The 10,491-nt window shown below is 66.2% G+C and carries 13 protein-coding genes and 1 tRNA gene; 9 read left to right on the forward strand and 5 right to left on the reverse strand.

Annotated features, from left to right (window positions below):
• The first annotated feature begins 11 nt into the window (after nucleotides 1-11).
• From ACIBI6_RS36540 to ACIBI6_RS36550, 3 genes are read left to right on the forward strand one after another with little or no spacing between them, the layout of a single operon-like run.
• A complete protein-coding gene (locus ACIBI6_RS36540; RefSeq protein ID WP_396959514.1) occupies nucleotides 12-1,544 on the forward strand; it encodes an acetyl-CoA acetyltransferase in 1,533 nt (510 codons plus the stop codon).
• On the forward strand, nucleotides 1,541-2,359 hold the full coding sequence (locus ACIBI6_RS36545; RefSeq protein WP_396959516.1) for a crotonase/enoyl-CoA hydratase family protein: 819 nt from the start codon (nucleotides 1,541-1,543) through the stop codon (nucleotides 2,357-2,359). Before ACIBI6_RS36540 ends, ACIBI6_RS36545 begins: the two co-directional genes overlap by 4 nt.
• 4 nt (nucleotides 2,360-2,363) lie before the next feature.
• On the forward strand, nucleotides 2,364-3,011 hold the full coding sequence (locus tag ACIBI6_RS36550) for a TetR/AcrR family transcriptional regulator (RefSeq protein WP_396959518.1): 648 nt from the start codon (nucleotides 2,364-2,366) through the stop codon (nucleotides 3,009-3,011).
• On the opposite strand, the gene ACIBI6_RS36555 is transcribed toward ACIBI6_RS36550, so the two are convergent.
• Nucleotides 2,995-3,783 carry an alpha/beta hydrolase gene (locus ACIBI6_RS36555; RefSeq protein WP_364355988.1) on the reverse strand — a complete coding sequence of 263 codons (789 nt, stop codon included), beginning with the start codon at nucleotides 3,781-3,783 and terminating at the stop codon, nucleotides 2,995-2,997. The genes ACIBI6_RS36550 and ACIBI6_RS36555 overlap by 17 nt on opposite strands.
• A 106-nt stretch (nucleotides 3,784-3,889) precedes the next feature.
• Here ACIBI6_RS36555 and ACIBI6_RS36560 point away from each other — a divergent pair, with 106 nt between their 5' ends.
• From ACIBI6_RS36560 to ACIBI6_RS36575, 4 genes are all read left to right on the forward strand, one after another.
• Nucleotides 3,890-4,114 (forward strand): hypothetical protein, encoded by a 225-nt coding sequence (locus tag ACIBI6_RS36560; protein ID WP_357475788.1) that lies wholly within the window; start codon nucleotides 3,890-3,892, stop codon nucleotides 4,112-4,114.
• Nucleotides 4,101-4,397, forward strand: a complete 297-nt coding sequence (locus tag ACIBI6_RS36565; RefSeq protein ID WP_364355984.1) for a hypothetical protein — start codon at nucleotides 4,101-4,103, stop codon at nucleotides 4,395-4,397. Before ACIBI6_RS36560 ends, ACIBI6_RS36565 begins: the two co-directional genes overlap by 14 nt.
• Before the next feature lie 116 nt (nucleotides 4,398-4,513).
• Nucleotides 4,514-4,843 (forward strand): hypothetical protein, encoded by a 330-nt coding sequence (locus ACIBI6_RS36570; RefSeq protein WP_364355981.1) that lies wholly within the window; start codon nucleotides 4,514-4,516, stop codon nucleotides 4,841-4,843.
• A gap of 152 nt (nucleotides 4,844-4,995) precedes the next feature.
• Nucleotides 4,996-5,066, forward strand: a tRNA-Gly gene (locus ACIBI6_RS36575).
• 55 nt (nucleotides 5,067-5,121) lie between these two features.
• Here ACIBI6_RS36575 and ACIBI6_RS36580 read toward each other — a convergent pair.
• From ACIBI6_RS36580 to ACIBI6_RS36590, 3 genes are read right to left on the reverse strand one after another with little or no spacing between them, the layout of a single operon-like run.
• Nucleotides 5,122-5,331, reverse strand: a complete 210-nt coding sequence (locus tag ACIBI6_RS36580) for a CDGSH iron-sulfur domain-containing protein (RefSeq protein ID WP_364355978.1) — start codon at nucleotides 5,329-5,331, stop codon at nucleotides 5,122-5,124.
• Entirely contained in the window at nucleotides 5,315-5,956 is a 642-nt protein-coding gene (locus ACIBI6_RS36585; RefSeq protein ID WP_364355976.1) for a HemK2/MTQ2 family protein methyltransferase, read from the reverse strand. The genes ACIBI6_RS36580 and ACIBI6_RS36585 overlap by 17 nt, the downstream gene beginning before the upstream one ends.
• A 12-nt stretch (nucleotides 5,957-5,968) precedes the next feature.
• Nucleotides 5,969-7,015, reverse strand: coding sequence for an iron-containing redox enzyme family protein (locus ACIBI6_RS36590; protein WP_396959522.1), 1,047 nt, complete (start codon nucleotides 7,013-7,015; stop codon nucleotides 5,969-5,971).
• 107 nt (nucleotides 7,016-7,122) lie between these two features.
• Here ACIBI6_RS36590 and dcd point away from each other — a divergent pair, with 107 nt between their 5' ends.
• Nucleotides 7,123-7,695, forward strand: coding sequence for a dCTP deaminase (gene dcd, locus ACIBI6_RS36595; protein WP_364355971.1), 573 nt, complete (start codon nucleotides 7,123-7,125; stop codon nucleotides 7,693-7,695).
• Nucleotides 7,696-8,100: 405 nt separating this feature from the next.
• On the opposite strand, the gene ACIBI6_RS36600 is transcribed toward dcd, so the two are convergent.
• Complete coding sequence (locus ACIBI6_RS36600; protein WP_396959524.1) at nucleotides 8,101-8,550, reverse strand: hypothetical protein; 450 nt, start codon at nucleotides 8,548-8,550, stop codon at nucleotides 8,101-8,103.
• A 258-nt stretch (nucleotides 8,551-8,808) separates the two neighbouring features.
• Between ACIBI6_RS36600 and ACIBI6_RS36605 the strand changes: the two genes are divergently transcribed.
• Nucleotides 8,809-10,203 carry a helix-turn-helix transcriptional regulator gene (locus ACIBI6_RS36605; RefSeq protein WP_364355965.1) on the forward strand — a complete coding sequence of 465 codons (1,395 nt, stop codon included), beginning with the start codon at nucleotides 8,809-8,811 and terminating at the stop codon, nucleotides 10,201-10,203.
• Nucleotides 10,204-10,491: the final 288 nt, after the last annotated feature.

Consider the following 10,491-nt stretch of genomic DNA (forward strand, 5'->3'; position numbering starts at 1 on the left):
GTGGAGGAACTATGCTGCCACCCGGATTGGACCCGCGCACGCCGGTACTCGTCGGCGTCGGCCAGATCGTGCACCGCGCCGGCGAGCCCGGATTGCCCGGACCGGTCGAACTCGCCACTGAATCGCTGCGCCGCGCGGGCACCGACAGCGGCACCGGGGATCGGCTATTGCGTTCGGCCGATCTGATCGCGGCCGCGGCCCCGGTCAGCAGGCCGTATCCGGATCTCGGCGCGCTGGTCGCGGCGGAACTGGGCGTCGCGCCCAAGCGCACGCTGCAATCCGCGCGATTCGGCGGTGACGCGCCGCAGCGCCTGGTCAATACCGTCGCGCAGGCCATCGCGGACGGGCGGTGCGAGATCGCGCTGATCACCGGGGCCGAGTCCGTCGCATCTTGGAATGCCGCCCCCCGCACCGGCGTCGCACTCGATTGGCCCGAGCAGAGCGAGGATGTGCGGCCGACCGAGCTCATCGGCACCGAACGCGGCCCCAATAACGAGATGGAGACGGCGGTGGGACTGTGGGGGCCGATCTACTTCTATGCGTTGATGGAGACCGCGCTGCGCGGACGGCTCGGACTGAGCGAGGCCGCGCATCGCGATCGGATCGGAGGACTGTGGTCGCGGCTATCGACGGTGGCGGCCCGGAATCCGTATGCGTGGCAGCCCGCCGAACAGTCGATCGATGATCTCGTGACGCCGACGCGCGCGAACCGCATGGTTTCCTCGCCCTATCCGAAGCTGCTCGTCGCGAACCTGTCCGTGGATCAGGGCGCGGGGCTGATCCTGTGCAGTGCGGCCGCGGCCGATGCGGCGGGCGTGCCGAGGGACCGCTGGGTCTTTCCGCACGGCGGGGCCAGAGCCACCGACGAGTGGTTCGTCTCCGAACGAGCGGATATGTCCAGTTCGCCGGCCATTGCCGCGGCCGGGCGGGCGGCATTGTCGGGCGCGGGTATCGGCATCGACGACCTCGCCCATATCGACCTGTATTCGTGCTTCCCGGTCGCGGTGCAGGTCGCTGCCGAGGCGCTCGGGCTGCCGATCGACGATCCGGCGCGTCCGCTGTCGGTCACCGGCGGACTCACCTTCGCGGGCGGCCCCGGCAATAACTACGCGGCTCATTCGATCGCGACGCTGACCGGTCGGCTGCGCGATGACCCGTCGGCCTACGGCCTTGCGAGCGCACTCGGCTGGTATATCACCAAGCACGCCGTCGGTGTCTACTCCGCCCGCCCGCCTGCGCGACTCTTCCGGGCCGTCGAACCGGAAGTGCCGGTGGCACGGCGTGATACGGCACCCGGCTACACCGGACCGGCCACCGTCGAGGCCTATACCGTCGCCTATCGCAAGGGTCCCGCGCCCGAACACGCCGACGAACCCGAGGCCGTGGTGATCAGCGCGTTGACGCCGGCCGGTGCCCGCATACTGGTTCGGGCGTCCGATTCGGAAACCGTCGCGGCGTTCACCGACGGCGACCCGATCGGCGCGGAGGCCGATGTGACCGCCGCCGATAGGCTCACCTTGCGCACCGAGAGGACTGTCAAATGAATTCAGCGTCGCACGACGACTCCATGGGAGTTGGTGGCCGGGAGACGAGTGCGCCAGATTTGGTGCTGGTCGAAAAGCGCGATGCGATAACGCTATTGACCGTTAATCGCCCGGAAGCCCGCAATGCCATCAATTTGGCCACCGCGCAGGCCATCGAGGCCGCTGTCGACGAATTCGAGGCCGACGCCGCCGCGCGTGTGCTGGTGCTCACCGGTGCGGGCGGAACCTTCAGTGCCGGAATGGATCTCGTCGCGGCCTCCAAGGGCGAGATGCCGATTACCCCCAACCGAGGTCCGCTGGGCATTGCCGCGAAACCGCCTGCCAAACCAATGATTTCGGCCGTAGAGGGTTTCGCGCTGGCCGGTGGTTTCGAACTCGCGCTCTCCGGTGATCTGATTGTCGCCGCGAACAATGCCCAGTTCGGTATTCCGGAGGTCAAGCGCGGTCTGGTTGCCGCGGGCGGCGGTGTACTGCGATTGACCCAGCGGTTGCCGCGCCCCATCGCCGCGGAGTTGGCGCTCACCGGTGGCCGCATCGATGCCGAACGGCTCTACCAGCTCGGACTGGTCAACCGGGTCACCGAACCCGGCGCGGCACTGGACGGTGCGTTGGCATTGGCGGCCGAAATTGTTGCGGCCGCACCGCTTTCGGTGGCGGCGAGTAAGCGGATCATCGACGAAGCGCCGGATTGGTCCGTCGCCGAGGGTTTCGCCAAACAGGGCGAAATCGCGCTGCCAGCGCTGTTCTCCAAGGATGCCGCCGAGGGTGCGCTCGCCTTCGCGCAGAAGCGCGAACCCCAGTGGCAGGGGCGCTGATCCGATGCCCGAACGCGTCCGGGAGACGCAGGCGCAGCGGCGCTCGCGCATGCGCACGCGGCTCCTGGACGCGGCGGTGGAGAGTCTGGTGGAAGTCGGCTACGCCGGTACCACCACACTCGAGGTGCAGAAGCGTGCCGGGGTACCGCGCGGCACGCTGCAACACCACTTCCCGACCAAGGCCGATCTGCTCGCCGGTGCCGTCGAACATCTGGCCGAGCGCCGATTCGCCCAGCTGACAAGGGAATTCGAGGCGATTCCGGTCGGTGCGGATCGCCTCGAAACCGCGGTCGAGCTGACCATGCACATGTTCACCGGGCCGTCATTCTGGGCGGCGCTGGAGATGTGGGTCGCCGCGCGCACCGATTCCGAACTGCTCGCGGCCTTCCTGCCGCTGGAGCATCGACTATTCGAGCTGATGCACAACAGCATTCGCGATATCTTTCGTCAGGAATTCCCGGACGACCCGCGGGTGCCGACCATCACCGAATTCACGATCGAGATCATGACCGGTCTCGCCATGCGTGTACTGCTCACCGGCGATCTGGATCACAATCGAATCCTGCGGCACCGCTGGGGAAATGCGGTCCGGATCCTGCTCGGCGAGGCGGATCCGACAACCTTGACTCGACCGGTCAGCGACGTGGGCTGATGGTTTCGAGCAGAACCCGCGCACAGCCTGCCGGATCGTCGAAGAACGGCGTGTGGCCGCTGCCGTGCAGCGTTACGTGGCGGGCGTTCGGCAGCACGGCGCGTGCCTTCCTGCTCTGGGTGGCGTAGGTCAGCAGGATATCCCGGTTGCCCCAGGCGATGGTGACCGGAATGTCGGCCAGCGCACCGATTTCGTGTAATTCCGCATCGGTGAAGGAGGCCAGGGCGGGTTCGAAGCCGGGTGCGTCGGCCGCATCGCTGGCGGTATCGATGGCCACCTGTGGATCGATCGCCCACGGCTTGCCGAAGACCAACGACAGGAATACGGTGCGACCCGCGGCGGTGCCGAGCACGTCGGGCAGCCACCGACGCAGCACCCGGGCGAGTTGGCGGGATTTGCCGAGCGACTGTTGGCACCACACGCGGCCGGGGGTGTCCCAGAATCCGATCGGCGAAAATGCCGTGACCGAGCGGGCCGCCCCGCGTGCGCCGAGGTTCAGGCTGATGAGTCCGCCCATCGAATTGCCCGCCAGATGCGGGCGCTCGATGCCCTGTTCTTTGAGAAAGTCGGCAAGTGCTTCGGTGAGGGTGTCGACGGTGGTGTGCTCGATCGGCGCGGACCCCGCGAAGCCGGGCAGATCGACGGCGACGACGTCGAAGGATTCGGCGAGGGTGTCGATTATCGGCGCCCACACCTGCCAGCGGCTGCCTACGCCGTGCACCATGACCAGCGGTTCCCCCGCGCCCACCCGGTGGTGGTTCAACGTCGTCATATCTGTGACCGTACAGCGATTCGCACCCGTCGGACCGAGATTTCCGGCCACGAGCGGGACCGGATTTCCGCTGGCAGTCGGCCGAAACGGCGGTACGATAAATGGTATGGCAACGCGTAAGGTCACCCTCTCGCTGGATGAGGCATCCTGGGCCTTCGCCGAACAGGCGGCGGCCCGCGCTGGGATGTCGCCCTCAGCGTGGATATCGAAGGCAGCCCGTCGCGAAGCCGTGCGGACCGGCGTCGGCCCGGTACCCGATGTGACGGCCCTGGCCGCGGCGGACGAGGCGGAGCTGGCCGCCGCCGAGGAGGCGATGCGTGCGCAGGGGTGAACTGTGGACCTATCACCCACACGGTTCGCCGCGGCGTCGTACCGTCGTGCTCATCAGCAGCGATGGCATCAATGAATCACTGAGGCAGTGGCTGATCGCCGCCGAGGTCGTCGACGAGGATCCGCAGGACATTCTGGCTGTGCCCGTCGAACGGCACGGTTGGGTACATGCCGGGAATATCGGTCGCATCTATCGAGGCTGGTTGGCCGAGCCCATCGATGAGATGGAAGCGGATGCCCTGGACCGGTTGGATACCGCATTGCGCGCGGCCATGGACCTGTAACCCACTTCCCGACTGGGAAGTCGATCGCTCGGCTACCGCGCGGCGCCGTACGGCATTATCGTTGCGGCGCCACCGCGGTGGCCGTGTATTCGAACTGAATCGAGAAGAGGAATCAGGTGCGGACCTTCCTGATCGCCGCAGCGCTCGTCGCGCTGCCGGTACTGGCGGCGTGCGGTAACGACAAGGGCGCGGACCAGCCCGCGGTAACCCAAGCGGACCTCTCCAAGTCGCTCCAGGACAAGGGACTCAAGGACAAGAGCCTGGCCGACTGCGCTGCCAAGCTCTATGTGGACCAAGGCATTTCGCAGGAGGGCCTGCGCAAGATGATCAGCGACGAATACGACGCCAAGGCAGCCGATGCCAACAACTTCGGCATGAGCCAGTCTGATGCCGACAAGGCACGCGAGGCCAACACCAAGATCTTCACCGAATGCCGCGCGAAATAACAGGCTGATCAGCCTTACGCGCCCCGGACCAGCTGGGTTCGGGGCGTGGCCCGCTGAAGCCGTTGCGTACCTTCGACACTCAGCGACTCGAGCAACGGAGTTGACCGGCGCAGTGCCTGGTCTGATAAAGTCGCGGACGCGCATAGCGCATTGCCGATGTAGTTCAATGGTAGAACTTCTGCTTCCCAAGCAGACAGCGCGGGTTCGATTCCCGTCATCGGCTCAAAATGGCCCCTGACCAGTACATTCGTGGTCTGGGCCATGCGTTTTCCGCAGGCCTACGCGGTTGGGTCGCGGCGGTGTTTGCGGTGGCTGGTGTCGCACAGCGGGTAGTTCTTGGAGCGACGGCACAGGCAGATGGCGACCTGGAAACGGTCACAATGCAGCGTCCGCCCGTCGGCTGTCACCAGCTCCACCGGGCCCTCCACCAATACGGGCCCGTCGGCGGTGAAGGACAGTCGGCGCACCGGATCAGATTCGGTCGGCACGGATCACCACCAGCTCTTCATGTCGTTGTCGTGGACTGATCAGACCGGTCGCTTCGAGCCAGGCGGCGCGCCGGCGCATTACCGGACCGAACGGCAGGACGGCCCGGGCGACGATCGCCGCCTTCAGTCCGCCGCCGCGCAGTTGGGTGAGTGTTCGATCCGGATCGCAGACCGCGGAGTGCACGATCAGGCCGATACCGTTGTGCGTCAACAGCGTCGGCAACCTGCGGCACAGCTGGTTCAGTACGGCCCGGCCGTGGTGTCCGGCGTCCCAGGCGCGTGTGTGCCCCCGCCCCGGGCGCGCGCTCGGTACGTAGGGCGGGTTGGCGACAACCACATCGAATCGGCGATCGGCCAGTGCGGTGGCGACATCGCCGCGCACGACCTCCACCCCGATGCCGCGGATGCGGCTGTTGAGCCAGGCCGTGGCGAGCGCCGCTCGGGAAATATCCACGGCGGTGACCGACGCGGCTCCGGCCAGTGCCGCGTGGATCGCCAGTACACCGGAACCGGTGCAGGCGTCCAGCGCACACCCGCCGGGCGGCAGTGGCGCATCCCGCATGGCGCGGGCGAGCAACCAGGTATCGGCTTGCGGGCGATAGACGCCGGGCGGACGAATCAACATCACGTTCGCCGATTAACCCGAAAAGTGCTCGGCAATCGGATCGGCTGATATCGAATCGGGCTCGACGAGCCAAGGACTGCGCAGTGAACTGCGCCCGTGTGCCCAGTTCTGGGCGAGAACATGATCGTCGAAGCGGTCTTCGAGCAGGTTGGTTGCCTGGATGCCGAGCACGATCGACGAGGTCAGCTCCGGTTGTCGGGCGATCAGATCGCCGATCACATCGCGTCGCATGACCTGTTCGTGGACCGCGTCAGCCTCCACATGCTCGGTATAGAACCGTATGCACGCCGGGGCCGCATCGAGTTTGCGCAGGGCCTCGACCATCCGTGCCGCCCCCGGCGACGAGGTTGTCTCGACGGTTGCGAAATGCCCGACCAGTGCGCCGCGCAAGTGCCGGTGCAGCCCGAATAGCGACATCATGTTGACCACCGCCAGCATCGGCGCGGGCACCACATCGAGGTAGTGCAGATAGGCGGACTCGAGCCCGGCCGCGGCCAACAGGTCCGCGTAGAGCTGTGCGTGCACACGCTCGCCGCGCCCGCCGCCGAATTCGTCGAACTCCACCGCGACCAGCGATGCCTTGGCCTGACCGCGCAGCCTTGGGATCACCCACGCATACGGATCGGCCTCCTTGTGGTGGTAGATCGATCGATGCACGAAATACTCACGCATCTGCCACCATTCACCGGCCTCCCGCAGGTGCGCGCCGATGCCGGTCGGCTCGGTGGGCTCGGTGACCAACTGCGCCAACTCGGTGTCCAGATCGGTGTCACCCGGCACATCCCGCACCATCGCGTCGAGGAACCGTTCTTCGCATCCGGCCCGTAATTCCAATAACCGCGGATCCCATTCCCACCCCGGATCGACCCCGTCGAACCCCTGGTAGTGCAACTCGTAACACAGCTGCAGAGCCAGTTGCAGATCTTCGCCGTACGGATCCGCATCGATCATGGGCGGGACGGAATGACCGATATCCCCGCGCAAGGTCTCGACGATCCCCGCGGAGAGTTCCCCGCGCGGTCCGGGCAGCACGGGCGTCGAAGTGTCGACCACTGTCATGATTGCGGAATACCCGACCTCGAAGAATCTATCGCCGTGCCTTCGGTCGAACTCGCGCCCGAATGGCGGCTGAGGAGCGGTATCGAGCAGGCGCTACGCTCGTCGGCGTGCTGCTTTCCGATCGTGACATCCGTGCGGAGATCGCCGCTGGGCGTCTCGGCGTCGAGCCACTGCTGGAAACCCTGATCCAGCCGTCGAGTATCGATGTGCGACTGGATGGGCTGTTCCGGGTATTCGACAACAGCCGCTACACCCATATCGATCCCGCGCAACGTCAGGATGAGCTGACCAGTCTGGTCGAGCCCAACCAGGGCGAGCCGTTCGTGCTGCATCCCGGCGAATTCGTGCTCGGCTCCACGTTGGAGGTCTGCACATTGCCGGACGATCTGGCCGGTCGGTTGGAGGGTAAGTCCAGTCTCGGACGGCTCGGACTGCTGACCCATTCGACGGCGGGCTTCATCGATCCGGGCTTCAGCGGCCACATCACGCTGGAACTGTCGAATGTGGCGAATCTGCCGATCACCCTGTGGCCGGGTATGAAGATCGGTCAGCTGTGTCTGTTGCGCCTGACCAGCCCCGCCGAGAACCCCTATGGCAGCACCAGCGCGGGCTCGAAGTACCAGGGCCAGCGCGGGCCGACGCCCTCGCGGTCCTACTTGAACTTCCCGCTGCCCACCTAGGTCGATCTCGAAGTCGTCCCCGAGGCCACCATCCGGCGTCGAGCTGAGTCGAAAGGCGGTTCCGGACAGTGTGCAGTACCACCATTCGACTCGGCTCGATGGACGCCCCGCCACTAGGTCGACTACTCGGTGGCAGTGCGGGTTTCGGCGGTTGCGACCAGCGACAGGCATTCGCGGCAGCAACCCGTACGCGGCGCTGATCCGAACGATCTTCCTCGTCTCGCTCGAAGCTTGCGCCTGCGTACGGGTTTCGGCTCCGGCACGCGACTCCGGTGCCCTTTCACTGCCATTCGCCTGTGCAACCGGGTCGCGAACACCCGACCGAGCCCGCCCCTGTCGACTGCCATTAAGAGGGGCGGACTCGGTGGGCCCGGCGCCGAGCGGCGGCGGGGACCGACGACGCATTCAGTCCCCGCCACCCGCCCCCACCGCGAGTGCCGTCGTGATGATGACGGATAACGGTGGGAGCGTGTCGCCGCGACTCGGTGGGTTGACCCAGAAGCACCCTTCCCGGGTCCACCGCCCGAGCCCGGTCGGCAACATCACGGCACTACCGATGGCCGGAATGCCTATATCCAGACGGTTCAGCACCTCCAATATCTGTGCGCCCGGCCGACTGTCCGGCTCGGCGAGGAAGCTCCAGCGGATCTGCCTGGCCAGCATGGGGCCCCTCGTCCCCTGCTGTTCCAGTGCGACCCTGACCTTTTCGGCCCGAGTCGTCGGTAGATGGACAACGCAGACCCGGCCGGTGACGGGCAGCATCACGAACCCGCCGCGTTCGGTGACCGGCAAACCGAACTCGTGCTGGTAATAGGCCACCCAATCGTCGACTGTTCTGAGTTTCTCCACATTCACGGCCAACTCCTTGCCTCCTCGAGTCCAAGGGTCCTGTGCCAGACGGCGATTCGGGAATTGCCCACCCGCCCGCCTTCCACTGCCCTTCCGCTGCCTCGGTATTGGATTTGCGGCGTTTCCGGGGCCCTACGTGGTCACGCTTTCGCTACCGCCTCTGGGCCCGTCGCGCACGCCGCCGATAGCGGAATGCTTTTGCCTGTGGCCGCACTCACAAACCGCTCGTACTCTGAGAAGAAGTTCGTTCGGAAGGATGACATCGTGGTCCGGCAGTGGTCAGGTAAGGAGGCCCGCGCCCTTCGCGATGCCAGGCGGATGAGTATCCGGGAGTTCGCGGCACATCTGGGAGTGCACGAGCGCCTCGTATCGAAGTGGGAGGCCGGCGGTGCGCGGGTCCATCCGCGTCCGGTCAATCAAGCCGCCCTCGATACCTCCCTGGCCAGGTCCGACGATGTTGTCCGGGCACGGTTCGCGGCCATGATCGATCAACCCGTAAGCGATCGACCGACCGCGCCCGGATTCGACAGGCGGGCCGATGCCTCGGCCCGCGCCAACTATTCCAGTGACGCGGATCTTTTGGCTCTCATAGACGCCGGTGCGATGAGAGGTGATGCGTTAGCGGCGATTTCGGAGAGGGATCTGATTATGGCGGCTGCCCACGAGGCGAGCGAGCACGCCGGCCAGGCCGAGAGCACCAATGTGGGAGCCACCACCTTGGAACAGCTCGATGCTGATGTCACGCGCATCGCGAACGAATATGTGCACATCCCGCCGGTACCGATGATGGTGGAGATGCTGCGGGTACGACGCCGGGTCTACCGCCTGTTGGAGGGGCATCAGCGCCCCGCCGATACCAGCCATCTGTACCTGCTGGCCGGCACGCTGTCGGGATTGCTCGCCAATGCGAGCACCGACCTCGGCTATCTCGATGCCGCCGGCGAGCAGATCAGGGCGGCCTGGGCCTATTCGGAATTGTGTGGTCACAACGGGTTGCGCGCCTGGACCCGGGGCATGCACGCGCTGATCGAATACTGGTCGGATCGGCCGCGTCGGGGCGTGCTGCTGGCGCAGAGCGGGCAGGAGTTCGCCGAATCCGCCACGGCCAGGGTTCGACTATTGAATATCGAGGCCAGGATCTGGTCCCGGTTGGGCAGTGACGCCGATGCCGATCGCTGCATTCGGGCCGCCGACGATGCCCGCGAGGTGGCCGCCACCGACTCACTGCACGACGAGGTCGGCGGCGTCTTCGGCTTCAACGAGGCCAAGGCCCATTACTACGCGGGCGCGACCTATATCCATCTCGGTCAGGCCGAACCCGCATTGGCCGCGACGCAGCAGGCCATCGAGCTGTATGCGAATGGGCCGTCCGAGCGGCGCTCCTATGGCACCGAGGCGATGGCCCGGGTCGACAGCGCCGCGGCGTATCTGATCAACGGCAGTCTGGACGGTGCGTCCGCCGCCTTGCTTCCGGTGCTCGGCCTAGCTGAGGACAAGCGCATCGCTCAACTGGAGGAACGCCTCATCGGGCTGCGGCGGCGGATCGCCGCTCCGCAGTTCCGCGACGCCGTCGAGGCGCGATTACTCGATGAAAAAATCGAAGAGTTCTGCGGATCCACTGCGGCCAAAGGTATCCCGCCGGGCAACTCGTCGTCTTGAGCCGGCCCAGCAGTTGACATCAGGCCACTTCCGTGCTTCAGCCCCGACGGAGCGAGTTTTACGAGCGAGGAGTTCGTGGCGGGTGTCGCGTTCGAGTTGTCGAAGCGTGCGCTGCGGGCGCGGGGCTCGCCGTTGCTGCATGCGTGCATCAGGTGCTGAACGTCCCGCCGCTACCGACCACCACGGAGCGAGTCTTACGAGCGACCCGTTCGCGGCCCGTCTCGCGTCCGAGTCGTCGAAGCGCAGTCGCCCCAAGCCCGCGGCGCCGCGGCGCCGGCGCGCGACACC

The sequence above is a fragment of the Nocardia sp. NPDC050412 genome (genome assembly GCF_044458825.1).
Classification (GTDB): domain Bacteria; phylum Actinomycetota; class Actinomycetes; order Mycobacteriales; family Mycobacteriaceae; genus Nocardia.